This window comes from Gordonia sp. Z-3 (genome assembly GCF_036233855.1).
GTDB classification, from domain to species: Bacteria; Actinomycetota; Actinomycetes; order Mycobacteriales; family Mycobacteriaceae; genus Gordonia; species Gordonia tangerina.
Genome location: NZ_JAZARS010000016.1, coordinates 65131 through 87069, shown reverse-complemented (window position 1 = coordinate 87069; position 21939 = coordinate 65131). Strand labels below are relative to the sequence as shown.

28 protein-coding genes are annotated in these 21939 nt (G+C 66.6%); 11 read left to right on the top strand and 17 right to left on the bottom strand.

The features are described 5' to 3' along the window. Positions 1-61: 61 nt before the first annotated feature. The 3 genes from VX037_RS18255 to VX037_RS18245 all read right to left on the bottom strand — a co-directional run bounded on the left by VX037_RS18255 (position 62) and on the right by VX037_RS18245 (position 2805). Complete coding sequence (locus VX037_RS18255) at positions 62-1192, bottom strand: flotillin family protein (RefSeq protein ID WP_235721763.1); 1131 nt, start codon at positions 1190-1192, stop codon at positions 62-64. Between the two features lie 128 nt (positions 1193-1320). Further along, complete coding sequence (locus VX037_RS18250) at positions 1321-1524, bottom strand: hypothetical protein (RefSeq protein ID WP_235721762.1); 204 nt, start codon at positions 1522-1524, stop codon at positions 1321-1323. 48 nt (positions 1525-1572) lie between these two features. Continuing rightward, positions 1573-2805 (bottom strand): MFS transporter, encoded by a 1233-nt coding sequence (locus VX037_RS18245; RefSeq protein ID WP_372474949.1) that lies wholly within the window; start codon positions 2803-2805, stop codon positions 1573-1575. 113 nt (positions 2806-2918) lie between these two features. On the opposite strand from VX037_RS18245, the gene VX037_RS18240 reads away from it, so the two are divergent. Then, complete coding sequence (locus VX037_RS18240) at positions 2919-3938, top strand: GlxA family transcriptional regulator (protein WP_235721760.1); 1020 nt, start codon at positions 2919-2921, stop codon at positions 3936-3938. Positions 3939-3965: 27 nt separating this feature from the next. Here the strand turns inward: VX037_RS18240 and VX037_RS18235 are convergent, their stop codons facing one another. The 3 genes from VX037_RS18235 to VX037_RS18225 are packed head-to-tail and all read right to left on the bottom strand — an operon-like array spanning position 3966 to position 5409. Next, entirely contained in the window at positions 3966-4724 is a 759-nt protein-coding gene (locus VX037_RS18235) for a sulfite exporter TauE/SafE family protein (RefSeq protein WP_235721759.1), read from the bottom strand. A gap of 43 nt (positions 4725-4767) precedes the next feature. Next, positions 4768-5241, bottom strand: a complete 474-nt coding sequence (locus VX037_RS18230; RefSeq protein WP_235721758.1) for a RidA family protein — start codon at positions 5239-5241, stop codon at positions 4768-4770. Between the two features lie 3 nt (positions 5242-5244). Next, positions 5245-5409 carry a DUF4177 domain-containing protein gene (locus tag VX037_RS18225; RefSeq protein ID WP_235721757.1) on the bottom strand — a complete coding sequence of 55 codons (165 nt, stop codon included), beginning with the start codon at positions 5407-5409 and terminating at the stop codon, positions 5245-5247. 44 nt (positions 5410-5453) lie between these two features. Here VX037_RS18225 and VX037_RS18220 point away from each other — a divergent pair, with 44 nt between their 5' ends. Together VX037_RS18220 and VX037_RS18215 are read left to right on the top strand one after the other, a co-directional pair. Beyond that, positions 5454-6479, top strand: coding sequence for an ArsA family ATPase (locus VX037_RS18220; protein WP_235721756.1), 1026 nt, complete (start codon positions 5454-5456; stop codon positions 6477-6479). 3 nt (positions 6480-6482) lie between these two features. Then, positions 6483-7586, top strand: a complete 1104-nt coding sequence (locus VX037_RS18215) for an ArsA family ATPase (RefSeq protein WP_235721755.1) — start codon at positions 6483-6485, stop codon at positions 7584-7586. Between the two features lie 56 nt (positions 7587-7642). On the opposite strand, the gene VX037_RS18210 is transcribed toward VX037_RS18215, so the two are convergent. Beyond that, entirely contained in the window at positions 7643-7957 is a 315-nt protein-coding gene (locus VX037_RS18210; protein ID WP_160903936.1) for a WhiB family transcriptional regulator, read from the bottom strand. Between the two features lie 362 nt (positions 7958-8319). Between VX037_RS18210 and VX037_RS18205 the strand changes: the two genes are divergently transcribed. From VX037_RS18205 to VX037_RS18195, 3 genes are read left to right on the top strand one after another with little or no spacing between them, the layout of a single operon-like run. Further along, a complete protein-coding gene (locus VX037_RS18205; protein WP_235721754.1) occupies positions 8320-10767 on the top strand; it encodes a penicillin-binding protein in 2448 nt (815 codons plus the stop codon). A 60-nt stretch (positions 10768-10827) separates the two neighbouring features. Then, positions 10828-11805 carry a metallophosphoesterase gene (locus VX037_RS18200; protein WP_235721753.1) on the top strand — a complete coding sequence of 326 codons (978 nt, stop codon included), beginning with the start codon at positions 10828-10830 and terminating at the stop codon, positions 11803-11805. Continuing rightward, a complete protein-coding gene (locus tag VX037_RS18195; protein ID WP_287016588.1) occupies positions 11802-12506 on the top strand; it encodes a haloacid dehalogenase type II in 705 nt (234 codons plus the stop codon). The genes VX037_RS18200 and VX037_RS18195 overlap by 4 nt, the downstream gene beginning before the upstream one ends. A gap of 1 nt (position 12507) precedes the next feature. Here the strand turns inward: VX037_RS18195 and VX037_RS18190 are convergent, their stop codons facing one another. Further along, positions 12508-12951 (bottom strand): nitroreductase family deazaflavin-dependent oxidoreductase, encoded by a 444-nt coding sequence (locus VX037_RS18190; protein ID WP_287016589.1) that lies wholly within the window; start codon positions 12949-12951, stop codon positions 12508-12510. A 159-nt stretch (positions 12952-13110) separates the two neighbouring features. On the opposite strand from VX037_RS18190, the gene VX037_RS18185 reads away from it, so the two are divergent. Continuing rightward, positions 13111-13512 (top strand): DUF7144 family membrane protein, encoded by a 402-nt coding sequence (locus VX037_RS18185; RefSeq protein WP_235721750.1) that lies wholly within the window; start codon positions 13111-13113, stop codon positions 13510-13512. Position 13513: 1 nt separating this feature from the next. Here VX037_RS18185 and VX037_RS18180 read toward each other — a convergent pair whose 3' ends face one another. Then, positions 13514-14479, bottom strand: a complete 966-nt coding sequence (locus tag VX037_RS18180; protein WP_287016590.1) for an AraC family transcriptional regulator — start codon at positions 14477-14479, stop codon at positions 13514-13516. A gap of 166 nt (positions 14480-14645) precedes the next feature. Here VX037_RS18180 and VX037_RS18175 point away from each other — a divergent pair, with 166 nt between their 5' ends. The 3 genes from VX037_RS18175 (at position 14646) to VX037_RS18165 (ending at position 17200) form a co-directional block, all read left to right on the top strand. Beyond that, positions 14646-15857: a cytochrome P450 gene (locus VX037_RS18175; protein ID WP_328715259.1), complete on the top strand. Its 1212-nt coding sequence runs from the start codon at positions 14646-14648 to the stop codon at positions 15855-15857. A gap of 2 nt (positions 15858-15859) precedes the next feature. After that, the gene (locus VX037_RS18170; protein WP_287016592.1) at positions 15860-16894 is read left to right on the top strand and encodes a 2Fe-2S iron-sulfur cluster-binding protein; all 1035 of its coding nucleotides are present in this window, start codon (positions 15860-15862) and stop codon (positions 16892-16894) included. 96 nt (positions 16895-16990) lie between these two features. Further along, on the top strand, positions 16991-17200 hold the full coding sequence (locus VX037_RS18165; protein ID WP_235721746.1) for a hypothetical protein: 210 nt from the start codon (positions 16991-16993) through the stop codon (positions 17198-17200). A gap of 295 nt (positions 17201-17495) precedes the next feature. Here the strand turns inward: VX037_RS18165 and VX037_RS18160 are convergent, their stop codons facing one another. Further along, positions 17496-17798 (bottom strand): hypothetical protein, encoded by a 303-nt coding sequence (locus VX037_RS18160; RefSeq protein ID WP_328715257.1) that lies wholly within the window; start codon positions 17796-17798, stop codon positions 17496-17498. Positions 17799-17852: 54 nt separating this feature from the next. On the opposite strand from VX037_RS18160, the gene VX037_RS18155 reads away from it, so the two are divergent. Continuing rightward, positions 17853-18407 carry a hypothetical protein gene (locus tag VX037_RS18155; RefSeq protein WP_328715255.1) on the top strand — a complete coding sequence of 185 codons (555 nt, stop codon included), beginning with the start codon at positions 17853-17855 and terminating at the stop codon, positions 18405-18407. A 125-nt stretch (positions 18408-18532) separates the two neighbouring features. On the opposite strand, the gene VX037_RS18150 is transcribed toward VX037_RS18155, so the two are convergent. The 7 genes from VX037_RS18150 to VX037_RS18120 form a co-directional block, all read right to left on the bottom strand. Next, positions 18533-18883 carry an HNH endonuclease gene (locus tag VX037_RS18150; protein ID WP_328715253.1) on the bottom strand — a complete coding sequence of 117 codons (351 nt, stop codon included), beginning with the start codon at positions 18881-18883 and terminating at the stop codon, positions 18533-18535. 5 nt (positions 18884-18888) lie between these two features. Next, a complete protein-coding gene (locus VX037_RS18145) occupies positions 18889-19404 on the bottom strand; it encodes a hypothetical protein (protein WP_328715251.1) in 516 nt (171 codons plus the stop codon). 145 nt (positions 19405-19549) lie between these two features. Continuing rightward, positions 19550-19738 carry a hypothetical protein gene (locus VX037_RS18140; protein ID WP_328715249.1) on the bottom strand — a complete coding sequence of 63 codons (189 nt, stop codon included), beginning with the start codon at positions 19736-19738 and terminating at the stop codon, positions 19550-19552. After that, a complete protein-coding gene (locus VX037_RS18135) occupies positions 19738-20583 on the bottom strand; it encodes a phage major capsid protein (RefSeq protein ID WP_328715247.1) in 846 nt (281 codons plus the stop codon). The genes VX037_RS18140 and VX037_RS18135 overlap by 1 nt, the downstream gene beginning before the upstream one ends. A 152-nt stretch (positions 20584-20735) precedes the next feature. Further along, positions 20736-21206: a hypothetical protein gene (locus VX037_RS18130; RefSeq protein ID WP_328715245.1), complete on the bottom strand. Its 471-nt coding sequence runs from the start codon at positions 21204-21206 to the stop codon at positions 20736-20738. A gap of 4 nt (positions 21207-21210) precedes the next feature. After that, on the bottom strand, positions 21211-21531 hold the full coding sequence (locus VX037_RS18125; protein WP_328715243.1) for a hypothetical protein: 321 nt from the start codon (positions 21529-21531) through the stop codon (positions 21211-21213). Then, entirely contained in the window at positions 21524-21790 is a 267-nt protein-coding gene (locus VX037_RS18120; protein WP_328715241.1) for a hypothetical protein, read from the bottom strand. Before VX037_RS18120 ends, VX037_RS18125 begins: the two co-directional genes overlap by 8 nt. Between the last annotated feature and the right edge of the window lie 149 nt (positions 21791-21939).

Below are 21939 nucleotides of genomic sequence, written 5' to 3'. Positions count from 1 at the left end.
CCACCACCGGGGTGCCGCCGCGGTCGAGGTCAGCCGCGAGGGCGGTAACCCCGAGCAGCGCTCACGCCGAGCGGTCGATGTCGTCGGCGACCTCGTCGTCGACGATGACCTTGGGCGCGAACTCGCTCTGCAGACTCTTCAGCAGCGCAGCCCCCTGCGTCACCACCCCGGTCATCACCTCGTTGACCCCGTCGGCGCCGTTGAACACCGTGAGGTTCGACGATCCGAGTCCCTTCGCGATCTCACCCACGAGGGCCGGGAGTTGTTCGATGATCTGCTGATCGAGCGCGATCCGATTGTGCTTGGCGGCCGCCGCGGACTGGATCTCCACGGCACGCGCATCGGCTTCGGCGATGATGTGGGTGCGCCGCGCCTCGGCCTCGGCCGGTTTCACGACCTCGGAGATCAGCTGCTGTTCACGCAGTTCCGCCTCGGCCTGGGCCAGGACCGACTGCTCCCGGATGATCTCCTGGTTGACCCGCGCCTGTGCGAGCGGACCGGCCTGGGCGGCCTCGGCGTCGGCCTTGTCGGTCTCGGCCTTGATCTGCGCGCGCTTGATCGAGGTCTCCCGCTCGTAGTCGGCCTGGTTTCGCAACGACTCCTGCTGCGCCTTCGCCGATTCCTGGTCGGCGCGAGCGCGTTCCACGGCGGCCTCGCGCTGCACCTTCGCGATGTTGGGTGCGGCCAGTGCGTTGATGTAGCCGGAGTCCATGTCGTCGATGGATTGGATCTGGAACGAATCGACGACCAGCCCGATCGAGCCCATCTCTCGCTTGGACGCCTCGAGCACCTGGCGCGCGAGGGTGTCGCGTTCGCGAATGATCTGCTCGACGGTCATCGAGCCGACGATAGAGCGCAGATGGCCGGAGAAGATCTGCCCCGTGAGCTGGTTCATCTCGTTCTCCTGTTCGGAGATGAATCGCTGACCGGCGTTGACAATAGAGGCGACGTCGCCGCCGACCTTGTGCGCGATCACCGCACGCACGTCGAGTTGAATGCCCTGGGTGGTCACGCACACCTCGCGGATCTGCGCCTCGTGCATGGCCATCGACAGGAACCGCACCTTGCGGAAGAACGGCAACACCCATCGGCCGTGACCGACGACGACGTCGAACGGACCACCGCCGACATCGGACTTCTTACCCGAGATGAGCATCGCCTCGTCGGGTTCGGGGACGTAGTAGCCGAGCATGGAGCCTCCTGGGTGCATCGTGAATCGCCGCCGGGACACGGCGTCTCGTCGCGGTGGGCACGCGGTCACCACTTAGACGCCGTGATCCTACGGGGCCGTTCCCGGCATCGTCCGTTCGAATGACACGGTCAGGACGGCATCGGCAGCCAGCGCTCTACCATCACCACCCGGCCCGGCCGCTCCTCGACGACGAGCACCGTCTCGTCCACCCCGATCGCCTCGGCGGCCAGGGCGAGGAACCGTTCGGTGCCACCGGCCATGCGCAACTCCACCTCTCCCATGGCCTGCCCGCCGCCGATGGCGAGCACCACCACACCCGTCGTCCCGATCATCTCCACCCCGCTCGGCGTCTGTGCGGACAACGGTAGCGGTGCGTGGGGTCAACGGGGGCGATCGGTCAGCACATAGATCGCGGCGATCACGCTGATCGAACCGGCGCCGAGCACCAGCACCGGATACCCGAACAGCCCCACGACGACACCCGCCAACGCGCCGGCCATCGCCCCCGCAAGACTCATCGCGGTGTCCGAGATCCCCTGCACCCGCGGACGTTGCGGCACCGGAATGCTCTCGGTGAGCAGCGTGGAGCCGGCCACGGTGGTGGCCGACCAGCCGAGTCCGAGCAGGACCAGCGCGACGACGAGACCGCGCTGGCTGTGTTGCGCCGCGAAGCCGGTGACGCACGCTGCCAGCAACAGCGCCTGGCCGATCACCACCGTCGGTACCCGGCCGACCCGATCGGTGAGAATGCCCATCACTGGGGCCAGTGCGTACATGCCGGCGACGTGGGCGCTGATGGACAGCCCGACGAGGGTGATACTCGCACCGCCGTGGGTCATGTGCACGGGGGTCAGCGCCATCACCGCCACCATCACCGCATGCGCCGAAACCACCGAGACCACCGCATTGCGGGCCTCGGCAATCTGCCGGATCGTCTGCCACCCCTGCGCGACCGACGGTTTCGCGACGGCCGTCGAATCCGACGACGCGGCCGCCGTCGAGAGCAACAGCGGGTCGGGCCGCAGACCGGACCACAGCACCAGCGCGGCCGCGGCGGCACCGGCCGCACCGATCACGAACGGTCCGGCGAGTTCGTCGACACCCAGTACGCCGGCGATCTCGGCCCCCATGGGAAGCAACGCCGGGCCCGCGACGGCGCCGACCATCGTCATCCACACGACCAGCGAGAGATCGCGTCCGCGCGTGCGCGGTTCGGCAAGATCGGTTGCGGCAAAACGGGATTGCAGGCTGACCGCGGTACCGCTGCCCACTCCGGCCATTCCGAGCAGCAGCAACGGGAACCTGCCGACGTCGACCGCGATCGCAACCACTGCGGCCCCGACCGCCGCGATGACGAATCCGGTTGCCAGCGCCGGTCGACGGCCGGCGCGCTGGGCCAGCGCCGCGAGCGGCAGACCCGCGGCCGCCGCGCCGAGGGTGAGCACCGTGGTGGCGAGGCCGGCCACCGATTCCGAGCCGGAGAGCCGTTCGGCCAGGATCGCGCCGAGCGCCAGCGACGCACCCATCGCCAGGCCGCCGAGGACCTGCGCGCCGCACAGCAAGGCGATGGTCCGGTGTTGTACCCGCACGAGCGTGGCGCGGGGCGGTAGCACCGGCGGTTGGGGGACGGCCGTCGGGTCGGAAGAGGTGTGCTCGGTCACCCATCCAGCGTGGACCGCCCGGTCGCGCAGCACCAGCGGCATGAATGCCGGTATACCCTTGATTCATGCCAACCGACGCCCACCGGGTGGTGGTCCTGGTCACCGATGGTCTGGTCATGATGGACATGGCCGCCCCGGTCCAGATCTTCGGGCACATCGGCGCGCCGCGCTACACGCTCATCACCTGCGCCGAGACACCCGGATTGGTACCGACCTGCGCCGGGGTGTCGGTGCATGTCGAACACGGACTCGAGGCGCTCGCCGAGGCGGACACCGTGGTGATCCCCGGCTATCACGACGCCGCGCGGCGCACGCCGTCGCCGCCGGTCCTCGAGGCGCTGCGGGCGGCGCATCGTCGGCAGACCCGACTGCTCTCGATCTGTGTCGGCGCTTTCACCCTGGCCGAGACCGGCCTGCTCGACGGACGGCGCGCCACCACCCACTGGCTGGATGCGGATGCGTTGGCCACCCGGTATCCGCGGGTCATGGTGGACCCGGCGGTGCTGTACGTGGACGACGGCGACATCCTCACCAGCGCCGGCCTCGCCGCCGGCATCGATCTGTGCCTGCATCTGGTGGAGCGCGATCATGGCGCCGACGTCGCGCGGGACTACGCGCGACGCACCGTGGTGGCGTTCCATCGCCCCGGCGGGCAGGCACAGTTCATGCCGCCGGGGGCCAGCCTGCACGACGAGGCCGTCGACGAGATCGCGGCCGGCCGCCGACGACACGACGACACCCACGCGGACACGCCGGGCCGCACCGGATTGGCGGCGACCACATCCTGGGCGATCCGCCACCTCGATCGGCCGTTGACCACGCGCGACCTCGCCGACCACGCGTCGATGTCGTTGCGCACCTTCAACCGCCGGTTCACCGACGCCCACGGGATGGGACCGGGCGCCTGGCTGACCGGACAGCGTGTGCGCGCGGCGGCGGCACTTCTCGAGCGCACCGACGATCCCGTCGAACAGATCGCGGCGCGGGTGGGCCTCGGCCCAGAGGCCCTGCGCACACACTTCCGACGGCGGATGGCGTTGTCGCCGAGCGCCTATCGCAACAACTTCCGGCCCCTGTCGCACTGAGCGGGCAGCGCGCTCGCGGGCGGGCCGTCAACCGACGACGAGGTCGTATCCGAGTTTCGCGACCATCACCACGACCACCGCCAGCAACACCCATCGCACGAAGGCGCTGCCCCGACCGATCGCCATCCGGGCGCCCAGCTGGGCACCGGCGATGTTGGCGACGGCCAGCCCCAACCCCAGTAGCCACAGCACGTTGCCCTGCCACGCAAACACCGCCAGCGCGCCCAGATTGGTGCCGGTGTTGATCACCTTGGCCATCGCCGAACTCTCCAGGAACCCGGTGCCGACCAGCGCGGTGAGAGCAATGATCAGGAAGGTGCCGGTGCCCGGCCCCATCACCCCGTCGTAGAAGGCGATGACCACTCCGCACAGCACGAACCCGAGCACCACCGACCAACGGGGACGATTCACCGCGAGTCCGGAGCCGAACCCTGGATTGAGCGCGACGAACAACCCCACCGCGACCAGCAGACACAGCACCACCGGCGTGAACACCTCGGCGGGCAGTCTGCTCGCGGTGTAGGCGCCCAGGCCGGAACACCCGACTGCCGCGATGAACACCGGGACGAGTCGGCCGACCTGGACCGGCAGCCGCCGGGCGTAGGCGAGGGCTGCCGAGGCGGTGCCGAACACCGCGGCGAGTTTGTTGGTGCCCAGGGCGGTGGCCGGCACCAGTCCGGGCTGCACGATGAGCAGGGCCGGGATCAGTACCAGTCCCCCACCGCCGACGACCGCGTCGACCCATCCCGCCGCGGCGGCCGCGGCGATGAGTAGCGCGACGTCCACTAGCCGCGACTCCCGGCCGGGTGCGTCCGGGAGGTCGGACGGGTCAGGAGACCTCGACGATCATCTCGACCTCGACCGAGGAGCCCAACGGCAACTCGGCCACACCGACCGCCGAGCGGGCGTGCACACCGGCATCGCCGAAGATCTCGCCGAGCAGGTCCGACGCGCCGTTGATGACGGCGGGTTGGCCGGTGAAACCGGGGGCCGAGGCGACGAAGCCGACGACCTTGACGATCCGCACGACGGCGTCGATGCCGACGAGTCCGTCGACCGCGGCGAGCGCGTTGAGCGCGCACTGCCGAGCCGCCCGGTTGGCCTGGTCGGGGTCGACGACCCCCTCGGCACCCTCGTGCACCTTGCCGGCGACGTCGAGCTTGCCGTCGATGATCGGGAGCTGACCCGCGGTGTAGACGAGATTTCGGGTACGCACGGCGGGCACATAGCTACCCGCCGGCGTGACCACCTGGGGCAGCGTGATGCCCAGTTCGGCCAGCCGCTGCGACCACGTCGTTGTCATCGGTCAGCCCTTCGGACGCTTCAGGTAGGCGACGTGCTGCTCACCGGTCGGCCCGGGCAAGACTGTCACCAGTTCCCAGCCGTCGGCTCCCCACTGATCGAGGATCTGCTTCGTCGCGTGCGTCAGCAGGGGCACCGTTGCGTATTCCCAAGCGGTCGATTCACTCATGGACTAGAGCCTAATGGGTACGTCTTTGTCGATATGGTGATGCGGTGGTGAACGAGACACCGCCCGACGAAGCCGGGCACACCAACGAATGGCCCCAGTCCGCCGGACGGGCGCGACTGCATTTCGTGTCGGGCAAGGGGGGCACCGGCAAGACCACGGTCGCGGCGGCGCTGGCGCTCGCGCTGGCCGCCGACGGCAAGAAGGTGTTGTTGGTGGAATGCGAGGGCCGCCAGGGCATCGCTCAGCTCTTCGACATCCCGCCGCTGCCGCCTACCGACACCAAGATCGCGACGGCCTCCGGCGGCGGCGAGGTCTCGGCGTTGGCCATCGACATCGAACACGCGCTGCTCGAGTACCTCGACATGTTCTATAACCTCGGTTTCGCCGGGCGCGCGATGAAACGGATCGGTGCGATCGACTTCGTCACCACCATCGCGCCGGGCCTGCGTGACGTGTTGATCACCGGCAAGATCAAAGAGCGCATCATCCACACCGACAAGCAGGGGCGTCGGGTGTATGACGCGGTGGTGGTCGATGCGCCGCCGACCGGCCGGATCGGCAACTTCCTCGACGTCACCCAGGCGATGGCCGACCTTGCCAAGACCGGACCGATCCGCAATCAGAGCGACGGTGTGGTGAAACTGCTGCACTCCGAGGACACGGTGATCCACCTCGTCACGCTCCTCGAGGCGATGCCCATGCAGGAGACGATCGAGGCGGTCGAGGAACTCCACGCGAAGAATCTCACCGTGGGCACCCTCATCATCAACCGCGTCAGTCCCACCCACCTGCCGCCGGGGTCGATCGACGAGATCGCCGAAGGCACCATCGATGCGCCCCGCGTGCTCGAACACCTGCAGGCGGCCGGTCTGCATCTCGCCGACGGCGATCTGTCCGGATTGCTGACCGAGACCATCGAGCACGCCTCCCGCCTGCAAGCCCAGCAGGTCGCCAAAGCCCAACTCGACGAGGTGGAGCTGCCGACTCTGGAGTTGCCGGCACTCGGCGATGGCATCGATCTGGGGTCGATCTACGAGCTCGCCAACCTCTTGCAGAAGGCAGGTGCCTGATTCATGCCGCTCGATCTGAAGATGGCCTCGGTGCTCACCGACCCCGCGACCCGAGTGGTGATCTGCTGCGGCGCCGGCGGCGTGGGCAAAACGACCACCGCTGCGGCGATGGCGATGTATGCGGCCGAACACGGTCGCAAGGTGGCGGTGCTGACCATCGACCCGGCCCGCCGCCTCGCCCAGTCGCTGGGGATGTCCGAGCTCACCAATGATCCGCAGCCGGTGAACGTCGGCCTCGGCGAGGGTGCCGGCTCACTGGACGCGATGATGCTGGACATGCGGCGCACCTTCGACGAGATGGTGCTCGAGTACTCCTCACCCGATCGCGCCTCGGCGATCATGGAGAACTCCTTCTATCAGACGATGGCGTCGTCGTTCTCCGGCACGCAGGAGTACATGGCGATGGAGAAGCTCGGCAAGCTGATCGAACAGGAGCGATGGGACCTGATCGTCGTCGACACCCCGCCATCGCGCAATGCCCTGGACTTCCTCGACGCCCCGCAGCGCCTCGGGTCATTTCTCTCCGGGCGGCTGATGAAGATGTTGGTCGGCGGCGGACGCGGGGTCGGACGCATGGTCACCGGCGCGATGAGCCTGGCGATGCGCGGTGTCTCCACCATCATCGGCGGCGACATGTTGCGCGATGTCGCGACGTTCGTGCAGTCGCTGGACTCGATGTTCGGCGGCTTCCAGGACCGGGCCACCAAGACCTACGAACTACTCAAACAACCGGGCACCCAGTTCGCTGTGGTGGCCGCGGCCGAACCCGACGCGCTGCGCGAGGCCGCCTTCTTCGTCGACCGGCTCTCTGAGGAGAGGATGCCGCTGGCCGGGCTCATCCTCAACCGCACCCACCCGAATCTGACGTCCATCTCCGAGGCGTCGGCGCAGGCCGCGCTGGAGACCGTGGACGACGAGCTCACCCGCGGGGTGCTCGAGATCCACGCCGAACGCGCCTCCACCGGCAAGCGGGAGTTGCACCTGCTGCAGCGCTTCACCGCCGCACACCCGACGGTGCCGATCGTCGGGGTTCCGTCACTGCCCTTCGAAGTCGCCGACGTCGTCGCGCTACGGGCGGTGGCCGAGCAGATCACCAGTCGGGGCTGAGTCAACGACGATGGCCGACCCATTCGGGTCGGCCATGCCTGCTGATCGTCCGCGACTCACACCGCGTCGGCGCGGTGCCTCCGTCGCTGAGCCTCGAAGAACTGCGCCCACGAGGTGACCTCCGGGTGCTGCCGGAGCAACGCCCGCCGCTGACGCTCGGTCATGCCGCCCCACACACCGAACTCTACCCGGTTGTCGAGAGCGTCCGCGCCGCACTCGAGCTGGACCGGGCAATGCCGGCAGATCGTGGCGGCCTTACGCTGGGCCGCGCCGCGGACGAACAGGTCATCGGGGTTCCCTCCCCGGCATCGCGCTTGTGACACCCACATCAATCGAGCGTCATCTCCGGTGGAAACTGCCGCTATCGCCATCCGCCGACCCCTGTCTGTCGTTGCGTCTCGTCGGACCCTTTCGGCGCTGCTGCGCCGCCCGACGGTCCTGACCCGAATGCCCTCACCCGGTCCACCCGATCCACTCGTCGTTAACCGAAACGCTGGTTGCGGTTCACAACTTCAGGGCGACTGTTAAGTGAGTCACATTCTGCACTCAATTTAAGGATCTGTGCATCACGACGCAAGCCCTGGGGCAAAGAAAATGGCACCATCGTGCAAACCGGGACGATCTGCGCAGGTCACAAGCAATGTGTGCGATGAGGCTGGGTCGTGACCGGCTCGCGACCTTTTGGTGGCGCGCGCTCAGCCGGCTTCGCGCACATCGCACGTATCCTGTGCGTGTGCCGAAGTCGAAGAAGCTGTGGTCACTGGCCGGCGCCTGCCTGTTGGCCGGTGTCCTGGTGGCCGGATTGTTGTATCCCGTGGCCAGCGGACTGGGCGTCATGTCCAACCGTGCGGCCGCCGCCGTCGAGAATGTGTCCTCCGAGTTGCTCAACGGCACCCTGCCGGAGGTCACCACGATGACCGATTCGGCCGGCAACCCCATCGCCCTGCTGTACGACCAGTACCGCTATCAGGTCGGGTACAACGACATCTCGCCGGACATGATCCGCGCGATCATCTCGATCGAGGACCGACGATTCCTCGAACACGACGGCGTCGACTGGAAGGGCACGATCCGGGCGGCGCTGAAGAACTCGTCGTCGGGCGAGGTGCAGCAAGGCGCCTCCACACTGGACCAGCAGTACATCAAGAACTATCAGCTGCTGGTCCTCGCGCGCACCGAAGCCGACCGCCAGGCCGCCATCGAGACCACCCCGGCCCGCAAACTGCGGGAGGTCCGGATGGCGTTGACGATGGAGCAGTCGCTCATCGATCAGGCCAAACGCGACAAAGGGCTCGACGATGCCGCCGCCAAGCAGGAGGCCAAGAAGCAGATCGTCACGCGGTATCTGAACGTGGTGCCCTTCGGCAACAACTCCTACGGCATCGAGGCCGCGGCACAGACCTACTTCGGCAAGCACGCCAAGGACCTCGACGTCCCGCAGTCGGCACTGCTGGCCGGCATGGTGCAGTCGAGTTCGGCGCTCGATCCCTACACCAACCCGGAGGCGGCGACCAATCGCCGCAACACTGTCATCGACACGATGATCGAGAACTTCCCCAATCGCCGGGACGAACTCGTGGCGGCCAAGGCGGCTCCCCTCGGGGTACTACCCAGCCCGCGCACCCCCATGCAGGGCTGCATCGCGGCCGACGCCAACGGGTTCTTCTGCGACTACGCGCTGCAGTTCCTCGCCGAAAACGGCATGTCTCGCGACTCGGTGATGCGCGGCGGTTACATCATCCGCACCACCCTGGACCCGCAGGTGCAGCGGTCCACCGTGCGTGCGGTGCGGGCGCAGGCCTCCCCTGACGCCGACGGTGTCGCCGACGTGATGAGCGCGATCCGGCCGGGTAAGGAGACCCACGACATCCTCGCGATGGCGTCGAGTCGCGACTACGGTCTCAACCTCAAGCGAGGCCAGACCGTGCAGCCACAGCCGTTCTCGATGGTCGGCGACGGCGCCGGTTCGGTGTTCAAGATCTTCACCACCGCCGCCGCCATGGAGAAGGGCCTCGGCGTCGCGTCGAACATCCCGGTGCCGAGCTTCGTCGCGGTGGAGGGCATGGGTAACAGCGACACCCCCGGTTGCCCGGAGGAGTCCTATTGCGTCCGCAACGACGGCCGCTATCCCGCCTCGTTGTCGGTGACCCAGGCGCTGGCGCAATCGCCGAACACGGCTTTTGTGAAGCTGCTGCAGGAAGTCGGAGTGAAGCCGGCAGTCGACATGGCGGTGCGGCTGGGCCTGCGCTCGTACACGGTCCCGGGCTCGTCGGGCTACGGCGACAAGAGCATGGCGCAGTACGTCAAGGACGGGAACTTCGGTTCGTTCACGCTCGGCCCGCTGCCGATCAACGGGCTGGAACTGTCCAACGTCGCGGCCACCCTCGCCTCCGGCGGCACCTGGTGCCCGCCGAACCCGATCGCATCGATCAGCCGGATCAAGCGCGACGCATACGGCAATCCGGTGATGACCCCGGAGGGGGAGCCAGCGCTCACCGCGATCCCGTTCACCGCTCCTTCCTGCGAACAAGTAGTCGAAGAAGGCTTGGCGAACACGCTGGCCAATGCGATGAGCCACGACGATCGCGCCGGTGGTACAGCAGCCGCGGCGGCCGGTTCGCAGGGCTGGACGTTGCCGATGTCGGGCAAGACCGGCACCACCGAGGCCCATCGCTCCTCGGCGTTCATCGGCTTCACCAACAACATCGCCGGCTCGGCCTACGTCTACAACGACGGCCCGAACCCGACCGGTATCTGCAGCAGCCCGTTGCGCCAGTGCTACGACGGCAACCTGTACGGCGGCATGGAGCCCGCCCGCACCTGGTATCAGGCCATCAAGCCGGTGGCCACCAAGTTCGGGCCGGTCAAACTGCCACCGACCGATCCTCGGTACATGCGCGGCAGCGATCGCGGCCGCATCCCGAAGGTCAGCGGACTCACCGCCAGTGCGGCGACCTCCCGGCTGCAGTCCGCCGGCTTCAAGGTCAACCAGCTCGATGTGGACAGCAACCGGCCGCAGGGCACGGTGGTGTTCACCGCGCCGTCGGACTCGGCGATGCCCGGCAGTGTGGTGACCATCTATGTGAGCAACGGGCGACGCGACGACGACGGCCAGGGACCGACGGAGACGACGGTGGAGGTACCCGGTGTGGGCCCGGTGGTGATCCAACTCCCGGGCTGACCGGCGGGTAGGGACAAAACCCGGCGGCGGGCCACACCCGGATCTGCGTATCCTGGGTGAATGGCTCACCTCGACAACGCCCTCACCCGCCGCGTCGCGGCTGCCCCGACACTCGGGGGTCTGGCCGGTCTGGCGGCTGCGGGTCTCTTCTATTCGACGGTGATCGAGCGCAACGCATTCACGTTGCGGCACAACACGCTCGCCGTGCTGGAGCCGGGCGCCGCGCCGCTGCGCGTCCTGCACATCAGCGACCTGCACATGATGCCCAACCAGCGCCTCAAGCAGGCGTGGGTGTCCGAGCTGGAGGCGCTGGAGCCGGACCTGGTGATCAACACCGGCGACAACCTCGCCCATCCGCAGGCGGTGCCGTCGGTGATCCAGTCGCTCGGTGGCCTGCTGTCGCGGCCCGGGCTGTTCGTGTTCGGCTCCAACGACTACTTCGGTCCGAAGCCCAAGAACCCGTTCCAATACTTCAAGACCGACCACACCCGGTCGTTCGGCCAGCCGCTGCCCTGGCAGGATCTGCGTGCGGCGTTCACCGAGCGCGGCTGGCTTGACGCCACGCACACGGTCCGCGAACTCGAGGTCGGCGGGGTGCGCGTGGTGGCGGCCGGCGTCGACGACCCGCACATCGAACGCGACCGCTACGAGACCGTCGCCGGCCGTCCCAACCCGCTGGCGCATCTGCGGCTGGGGTTGACCCACTCTCCCGAACCGCGCGTGTTGGACCGGTTCGCCGCCGACGGTTACGACCTGGTCATGGCCGGTCACACGCACGGCGGTCAGCTGTGCCTGCCGTTCGTCGGGGCCCTGGTCACCAATTGCGAGCTGGATCGCTCCCGCGTCAAGGGTGTCTCCAACTGGGGTACGTCGATGAAACTGCACGTCAGTGCTGGTCTCGGAACGTCGCCATATGCACCTGCGCGGTTCTGCTGCCGGCCAGAGGCGAGCCTGTTGACGCTCACCCCGGTCTCGCACGGCGACGCCGCGTTCGCCGAGGATCATTCGCTGCCGCAGCTGGCCTCCGAACCCACGTGACCCGGTCCCCGGTGGACGGCGTCCGGGTCCTGGCCTTCGACACCTTCGGCACCGTCACCGATTGGTTCACCGGCATCTCCGGCGCGGTCCGGGCGACGATCCCCGGCCTCGACGCGGGTGCATTCGCGCGGGAGTGGCGCCGTCGCTACGGCCCCATCTTGGCTCGGGTGGAATCCGGCGAAATCGGCTGGCGACGGCTCGACGACTTGCATACCGAGACGCTGCACGAGGTGGCCGACCAGTTCGGCGTCGCCCTCACCGAAGCCGCGTCGACATCGCTGGTGCGCGCCTGGCGCACCATCCCCGGTTGGCCCGATGCGGCGCCGGGGATCCGCCGGCTCAAGGGACGCTTCGTCGTCTGCGCCCTGAGCAATGGCACCGTCGCGCTGCTGACCGACATGGCCAGACACAACGGATTCGACTGGGACTTCGTGGGCGGTTCGGATCTGTGGGGTCACTACAAGCCGGCACGGGAAACCTACTGCGGCCTTGCCGCATTGTTCGAAGTGGAGCCGGCCGAGGTGATGATGGTCGCCACGCACCAAGGTGATCTGGATGCGGCCCGATCTTTCGGCCTGCGCACCGCCTTCGTCGAACGGCCACTGGAGTGGGGCGGCGAGGAGAAGGACGACACCGGTTCCGCCGACAACGACGTACACGCCACTGATTTGTGCGACCTGGCCGACCAACTCGGTTGCTGAGTCAGCTCATCGTCAGCTCGACGTAGGGCACCTTATCGATGGTCTTACCGATCGATTCCTCGATGACGCCGGACAATTTGGCGTACGCCTTCGGGTGATCACGCCGATAACGGGCGACGATCTCGGCCCTTTCGGCAGCATCGACCACCCGCGCCACGGCCCGAACGCGGTGGCGCCGACCGATGGAGACGCGACAGTTCGGTTCTGCCTGCAGGTTCTTGAACCACTGTGATGTCCTGCCGAAGCCCGATGCGATGACCACTCGATCCGGACTCGGACGCTCCACCGCTTCGAGCACCACATAGCGCGGCTCGCCGGAGCTACGGCCGACATGTTCGAGCAACAACATCCGACCGCCGAACACGAAGCCCAGATGTGCCCGGAACACGACGATGGGCGCTCGCACCACCCAGCGGGTGTGCAGCAGTCGAGCAGAAAGACTCATGATGTACCCCAATCTCGTTCGCAGAACGAAAGACTCGCCCTCGTTCACCTTTCACGCAATCACCCACAACGGATGATGCGGACCACACACCGTCGCGACCACGATCACGATGAGGTCACCTGACATCACTCCCGACCCATCGAGAGAAAGCGAACCGTCATGACCACTCAACACTCCGATCATCGAGTCCAACAGGGATTCGCGGCCGTCGGCGTCATCGGCGCGGCCATCCTCTTGCTCGTCGGCGGCATCCTCGAACTGCTGCAGGGCATCTCGGCGGTCGCCAAAGACGACCTGTTCGTCGTCGGACCCGAGTACGTCTACCAGCTGAACCTGACGGCCTGGGGCTGGATCCACATCGTGCTGTCCATCATCGCAATCGCGATCGCGATCGGGATGTTCACCGGCGCCGCCTGGGCGCGGGTGGGCGCGATTTGCATCGCGTCATTGTCGATCATCATCAATTTCCTGTGGCTGCCGTACTTTCCGTGGTGGTCGATCCTGGTGATCGCGATCGACCTGGTCATCATATGGGCCGTGGCCACCTGGCGGACCGTCTGACTCAATCCGGCTGCCGAGTCCCGCGCAGACCTCGCAACGTCTGCGCGGGACTCGCGCCGTATCTGCGGCGGTAGGCAGCGGCGAAACGGCTCGGGCTGCTGAACCCCCAGCGCGCGGCGGCGTCGGCGACGGTGCCCTCGGCGCGCTCCAGGTCGGCGTGTGCGCGATCGAGCCGAATGTCGGTGAGCGCCCTCGTCGGCGAGCTCTCCACGAATTGTGCGAACGCCTCCTGCAACCGACGCACGCTGGTTCCGCCGATCGCCGCCATCTCCGCCAACGTCCAGGGCCGTCCCGGGTCGTCGTGCAACGCGTCGAGCACCCGTTTCACCATGCCCGGTCGCATCTGGTGGTCGGGGTCGGCGGAGTCCGGGGTCACCGCCAGCAGGAAAGCAGTGGTCACCGCGCTGGCCAGTTGAGGGCCGACCAGCGGGTTGGCCAAGAGGTCGACCGGCTCGCGGGCCTGCGCCGACAACGCGGTCACCAGCGACAGCCACGAGGCGCCGGCGTCGGTGGAGACGTCGATCTGGGGCGGCAGCGACAGGCGCCGACGGATCGGTGCCACGCGAATCCGATCGGCCTCGCGTTCGAGGTGCTCGGCGTCGAACTTCACGCCGAGCACCTGACAGTCCGCGGTCCACCGAGTGATCAACGACGGCTGGTCCGCGGTGAAGATGGTGCCCTGACCTGGCGCGGAGACCAATTCGTCGTGGTGCCCCCGCGAGTGCAGCCGCCCCGAAATGGGCACATTGACCTCGTAGGCACCGGGATAGTCGCATTCGATCGAGACCGCGGCACCCCAGGTGAGTCGACCGATGGTGACGCCCCCGAGTTCGACCGTGCGCAAGGTCAGGTCGACCTCGTCGCGTTCGTCCAACGCACGGAGTTCGTGCGGGAAATAAACATCGGCGACCGCCCGGTGCGCTGTATCCCAATCCCGGGTTCCCACGGGCTGCTCGGATGTGGACATGGTCTTTGTGTTCTACCGCATGGAACCCCCGATATGCGATGCACATCACAACTTGATCGCGCGATCCGTCTCGGGGCCGCGTGAACGGTATCGATCAATCGCCACACCTGCGCATAGCGTCTGTCGACACCTGGCCCCCGGGCCGACCTTCGACGAGGAGAAGCTGATGACCGCAACCGTGTCCTGGCTCGACGACATCACCATGACCGAACTGGAGCGCAATCCCTACCCCGTCTACGAACGGCTGCGCAGCGAGGCGCCGCTGGCCTACGTCCCGGTTCTGGGTTCCTACGTGGCGAGCACCGCGGAGATCTGCCGGGAGATCGCCACCAGAGGCGACTTCGAGGCGATCATCACCAAGGCCGGCGGGCGCACCTTCGGCCACCCGGCGGTGATCGGGGTCAACGGCGAAATCCACAAGGATCTCCGCTCGATGGTCGACCCGGCGCTGCAGCCGCAGGAGGTGGACCGATGGATCGACGACCTGGTGCGACCGATCGCACGCCGCTATCTCGAGACGTTCGAGGACGAGGGCAGCGCCGAACTCGTCGCGCAGTACTGCGAGCCGGTGTCGGTGCGGGCACTCGGCGATCTGCTCGGTCTGCAGTCGGTGAGTTCGGACAAGCTGCGCGAGTGGTTCCACAAGCTGTCGCGGTCGTTCACCAACGCGGGCGTCGACGAGAACGGGGAGTTCACCAACCCGGACGGTTTCCGCGAGGGTGACGAGGCGAAAGCGGAGATCCGGGCCATCGTCGACCCGCTGATCGACAACTGGATCGAGAACCCCGACGACAGCGCCATCAGCCATTGGCTGCACGACGGTATGCCCGAGGGGCAGACCCGCGAGCGTGACTACATCTACCCCACCCTGTTCGTCTATCTGCTCGGCGCGATGCAGGAACCCGGCCACGCGATGGCGTCGACCCTGGTCGGCCTGTTCACCCGGCCCGATCAGATGGAACAGGTGGTCGACGAACCGGGACTGATCCCGCGGGCGATCTCCGAGGGAATGCGGTGGACGTCGCCGATCTGGTCGGCGACCGCCCGGATCAGCACCGCCGACGTCGAGGTCGCGGGAGTGTCGCTGCCAGAGGGTTCGGTGGTCCTGATGTCCTACGGGTCGGCCAACCACGACCACTCGGTGTACGAGGCGCCCTCGGAGTACGACCTGTCACGGCCGCCGCTTCCCCACCTCGCGTTCGGGGCGGGCAACCACGCGTGCGCGGGAATCTACTTCGCCAACCACGTGTGCCGGATCGGCCTCGAAAAGCTGTTCGACTCGATCCCGAATCTCGAACGCGACACCGCCGGCGACGTGGAGTTCTGGGGATGGGGATTTCGTGGTCCGACGTCGTTGCACACGACGTGGGAGGTGTGACGATGTCGTCACACACCGTCGAGGTGACCGGCCCGGATCCGCGGAGCGTGGCATGCGCTCCCGGACAGCGCCTGCTGGACGCGTTCCTGCGCAGCGGCGTCTACCTGCCGAACTCGTGCAACCAGGGCACGTGCGGAACCTGCAAGGTGAAAGTGTTGTCCGGCGACGTCGAGCAGCCGGCCGTGTCGGAAACGGTGCTCGGCGCCGACGAGCAGGCCGATGGATTCGTCCTCGCCTGCCAATCGTCGCCGACATCGGATGCACGGATCGAGGTTCCGCGCGGTGCCGGGTCCGGGCCCGGCCATCCACTGCGCGACCTGAGCGGCGTCGTGCACGAGGTGCGCGAGATCGCCGACGACACGCTCGAACTCACCGTGGGCATCGATGAGCCACTGGACTTCTCGGCGGGTCAGTACATCGAGGTGACCGTGCCCGGCATCGGTCATATCCGTCAGTACTCGATGGCCAATCCCCCCAGCAGCGCCGACCGTCTAGAGTTCCATGTCCGCCGGGTACCCGACGGTGTGGCCACCGATCGGTGGATCTTCGACTCGCTCGATCAGGGCCACCGGATCGAGATGCGCGGCCCGTGGGGCGATTTCGTGCACGACACCGAGGCGGATGCGCCGATGATCCTGCTGGCCGGTGGCACCGGGTTGGCACCGCTCAAGTCGATCGCACGTCACGCACTCGAACTCGACCCCGAACGCGAGATCCATCTGTATCACGGCGTCCGTCATCGGTCCGACCTCTACAACGTGGAGTTCTGGGAGACGCTGACCGAACGGCATCCGGGGCTGCGCTACACCCCGTGCCTGAGTCGTGACGACGGGTTCGGCCGGCACGGCTACGTCGGCGACGTCGTGCTCGCCGACTTCGACTCCCTGCGGGGCTACTCGGCGTACCTGTGTGGTCCGCCCGCCATGGTCGATGCCGGGGTGAAGGCCTGCAAACGGCGCCGCATGCCCGGCCGCAACATCCACCGGGAGAAATACACCCCGGCGCCGACGTCGGCGCCGGACATGGTGCCGGCGTGATGGTTGAGGGTCCGCGCACCCGGGTACCCGCCGGAACGCGGTGCGGCGTGAACATCGCGCCGACGGGAAGCACCCGAGATCGATAGGAGTACGAGCATGGCGCAGTATCGAGTGGTCAACGCCGACGGCGATGTCATCGACACCAAGGAGTTCTCCGACGCGACCGGCGCCTACGACTGGTTGAAGACCGTGGAGGCCCCCGACGACCAGCTGGGCGTGGCCATGCAGGTGTTCGACAACGGCGAGTGGAAGAACTTCGAGGTGTCCGACGGCGGCACCAACGCCAATCCATCGGCGGATGCCTGACGGCTCACCCCGAGCCGAGTGAGGTGAACGTGCCGCTGGCCGGCACGATCACCTCACTGGTATCGAAAACGAGGAAGCCCTGACCGGATCTCTCCTGGTCAGGGCTTCTTCTGCTATCTCAACCTAGCGTCGGGGTGGCGGGATTCGAACCCACGACCTCTTCGTCCCGAACGCCGTTACCTGGGCGTTTGCCGTGTTGGCGCGTGCTGGATGCACATGGTTAATGCATGTCGTGGCGTTGGCGGGGTTGGCTGGTGTCGGGCCGTGCTTGATCTGCTGCGGGCCGACTGCGGGCTCACTCCGATCTGATCCGAGTGCCGCGCCACAGCCACTCAGCCTGGAAGTCAGGATGATCGGACCAACGAGACGCCACGACCCGACAGAGGACGGCACGCTCCGCATCATCCGGAACCTCAACACCCCCTGACGCCATCATGTCGTCGATCATCCGGCGCGTCGACTCATGCTGGCGAACCGCCCCAAGGGCGTACGAAGCCACGTCCCCCTGCGGCGGGAACTCTGCCTGCGACACCTTGATACCGGCGATGTAGTCAGCCTCATCGTCGAGACGGGCCGCAATGAAATCCGTGATCTTCACGGCTCATGAATCTATCCTCGAACCCTTCCAATCGACAGTGCATTGTTGACTCTTGTGAAGACATACCTGGCCGACACGGTCGTAAACGTAGTCAATAAGGGAACGCCGACTTGGATTACCGTCGTTACCGCAGTCATCGCCGCGGCTGCGTTGATCCTTAGCGCCTATCAAGCTCTGTCCAAGTGGCACGACGGCCGGCGCACCGGCCCGACAACGCGGGTCAGTGCAGCATTCACGGACAAGCTCGTGACATCCGGATACAGACTGGGAAACCTGCCGTTAGTCGTTTCCATCACCATAGAGAATGTCGGAAGGGAACCGACGCGGATTCGCAGCCTGTTTGTGAGGGGCGAGAACGCGGCGCTGAACGGGATGTCAAACGTCCTCGACCTGCCACACCCGCCCGATGACTACTGGATCATCGAAGGACACTCGACGAAGAACTTGCTGGTCGACGCCCAGCTGCTCACAGGCGATGATCGCGTTGAGCTGGTGTGTCACCTAGGGCACGGCAAGACGTATCGTAGAGTCCTCGAACGCAACGAGTTTCGACGGCGCCGGTTCCACCGTTTTCGCACGCGATCTAACACATCACACTTGCTCCGCTGACGACCCCTTAACAGGGTGAGAGAAAGGGTCGGGATGCTGAGATCTTCCAGACCGTACGGACCAAAATTCGCAGAGCTTCGCGGGATGGTGTGTGTCGGTGGGGGGAGGGGGTGGTGCCCATGGGGTCAGTGGTCGCGTTCGGCGCGGGTTTTCTGGTTGTGGCAGGGCCGGCAGGCTGATTGCAGGTTGGTGGGGTCGTAGGCGCGGTCGGGTGCGCTGGCGACTTTGATGATGTGGTCGACGTCGGTGGCGTGTCCGAGGCAGTGTGGTCCGCGTAGCTGGCATTGGTGGTGGTCGCGGTCGAGTATGCGGGTGCGGAGTCGTTTGAAGCGGGTGGTGGAGTGGACTTCGCTGCTGGCGGTGCGTGGGCCGGCCCAGGCTTTCTGGCGGGTGCAGTCGGGGCAGTAGCGGCCGGTGCGGATGAGGTTTCCGCACCGGCCGTTGTGTCCTTGGCACTGTCGTGGTGCTCGGGGCATTGCTGCTACTTCTTTTCGAACTTGACGTCGATGGGTCGTCCGGTCTTGTTGACGATGGTGTAGTCGGAGACGTGGAGCTTGACGCGGCCTGGTTGCTGGGGCTGCGGTGCCGGGGGTTGCGCGGCACTGGTTTGGTGTGGTGTTCGGCGTGCTCGTGCGAGGGCGGCGTCTCGGCTGCTGCGCCGTCGTCGGGGGTAGTGGCGCTCCAGGTGTGGGTTGTGGTCGATGATGTCGTCGAGCTGTTCTTCGGCGGTGGCTGGTGGATCGTCGTGTGGTCGGGCAGGTGTGGTGTCGCCGACTGGTCCGCCGTCTGCGAATCCGGAGATGAGGCCGAATCCGGGGAGGTTGGTGGCGGCGTCGATGATGGCGTTGGCTGCGTCGACTCCCCAGGTGGGTACGCCGAGGGCGTGTGCTGCGAACTCGACGGGGGTGTCGGTGCCTTTGGTGGTGTCGGGGAAGCTGACGCTGTGGCCGTCGTCGGGGTTGAGGCGGATGTATCCGGGTTCAGGTTGTTTCGGCATGGTGTTCTCCTGATGGTGGGGTGAGGGGTGGCAGCGCTGGCGCAGGTCGTGGCTCGCATCTCACAGTGATGGTCGTGGCTACGCCTTGCCCGGAAGATGTTCGGAGTAGTCGGGTTTGACGCCGTGCGCTGCCTGGTCTTGGTGTTCAGTTGTTGGGTGGCTTCGGGTAGAAGCAGGTGATGTAGCGCTGTTTGGCCCAGTGCAGGGCGGTCGCTGTCGGGATGTTGTCGACGATGCCGTCCCGGTGGTGCCCGTCGTGGTAGATGAGTACGCCGGGGGTGACTTCGACGGTGACGATCTCGGGTAGCGCCGCGATGTCGTTGACCGGTGCCATCAGGCGGTGGTGGTGATCTTGACCATGGTCAGGGGTGCGGGGAATCCGAACCCGACACGGACCTTGGCGCGCACTGCGACGCGGTCGCTGGTGAAGAACACGCTGTTGTCGGCTTCGACCTCGGCCTTTTCGCGGATCACCATGTAGCCGTACATTTTCGAGATGCCCCACACGACGTTGTCGGTGGTCGGAACGTACGGGCTGGTGAGCAGAGGGACGCCGAGGATCTGGCGTTGACCCGGGCTGGTGGGGTCAGCCCCGAGCAGTGGTTTGTTGCTGCCGGTCTGCTCTTTCACTTTCGCCAAGGTCTTCGCGGTGGCGGGGTTGGTGACCCAGTGGGTGATGACGGCGTTGTTGTCGGCGGCCACGTAGACGGCGTCGGAGAAGGCGTCGATGGTGGTGTAGGCGGCGCCGGCTGACACTGTCGACACGCCGGACTGGGTGCCCAGGGTGTAGGCCGGTCCGTTGGTGATTGCGGAGGTGGCGAACAGGGCCTGGTCGACTTTGCGGGTGAGGTCGCGGACGATGCCTTCGCCGATGACGTTGGCGGCGGCCGGGTTCGAGTCGTTGGCCAGCTCGTTGGAGATGACCGAGAGCGCGGCCAGTTTCTTGGGGGTGACGGTCAACTCGTCGATGTCGGCGTCGGTGGCTGAGATTTCGGCGCCTTCGGCGGTCCACGAGGCGGTGGGGTCGGTGTTGACGATCGGGATGCGCCAGTCGTGGGAGTCGGTGATGACCTCGGTCAGGACTTGGCCGGCGATCGAGTTGGTGACCAACGGTTTGATGATGAGGTCGAGGACCCGCTGTTCGGGAACGATGGGGTTGTAGTCGGCTACGACAGCCATGAGAAATGCCTCCTAGGCGAGTGCGCTGGTGGCGCAACGAGATACAGGGAAGGTGTTTTCCGTGTCTCGCCTGGAGGCATCGGGTGGGCGGCTGGCCCGTGTCGGTGACGGTCGGTTCGGTCCTACCGGCTCTCCGACCGTCACCCACGAGTCTATCGGTTACCTATGACCGAATCCCATCCGACATTCTGGGAGGGGACGCCTCCGCCTTGCCCCCAGTTGCGGTGCTGAGGCAGGCCGGAACCGAATTGCTGGTAGTTCTTGCCGAGTTTGGGTCGCTGATCGACCAGTGCGGACGCGGCCCCCAGTAGTGCGGTCTCGTCGAGGTCGCCGGTGTCGGCGTTGATGAACTCGGTGAGGTCGACCTGCCCGATGGCCCACAGGTCGGCGGGGTCGTCGAGGACGTCGGCGACTGTGCGTTCGGCAGCCTGCCGTTGGAAACGGGCCAGGTGTTCGGTGGTGGTGGCCAGTTGGGCTTCGGTCTCCCGCAGCCGCACCCGGTAGCGGGCGGCCTCAGCGTTCGGGTTCTGTTCCTCGGGAGGCTGCTGCTCGCCGGGAACGGGGGCGTCGGCGCTGTCGCCGACATCATCGAGCGGGGTTGTCTCAGTGGTCGTGTCAGCCATTTTTTCAGGACTCTCCTTGTGGTTCGGTGTCGGGTAGTTGGGGCCAGGACCGATGGCGGGTGCCGGTGTTGCGGACCCGTGTGGTCAGCTCGTCGGGCAGCTCGTAGCCGAGGTGTGCGAGTAGGGCGCGTTCGGTGTCGGTGGCAGGCCGGTCCATGTAGGGCGGGACGAGCCAGTTGCTCGAGGCGCGGTGCGGCCAGTTGTCGCGGTCAGCGACCGCAGTCGAATCCTCAGCTTTCTGCATGTCGTCGGGCAGGTGCTCGAAGGCCAGAACGCCGCGGGGGTCGTTGCGGTGGCCGACCTGGCTGCCGATCTGGTCAGTCATCGTCACCTCCTCGCGAGGCGAGGGTCAGCGCAGTCTTCTGCAACTGGCTGATGCGGTGTTCGAACTCGGCGTCCCCTACTCCGAGTGACAGCGCCATCTCACCGATCACGACGCCGGCCTTGGCCAAATCCATCGGGTCGGTGTCGGTGGTGTCCATCAGTTCGCGGTATTCGAACCCGCAATGCATCGAGCGGATGTAGGACAGCACCTCCAGCAGTGCTGCCGATGATCGCTGGATTTGCTCGTTGTTCAGTGCCATGGTCGTGTTGTTCCGTTTCGTGTGGGTGTGGCTCGTTGGTTGAGTGCTGCGGTCAGATCGGTAACCAGTTGCGCGGCTTCGTCGGCTTTGAGTTCGAACGCGCCGAGTTCGCCGCAATCGAGACGGATGCACCACTTGGCGTCGTTGGT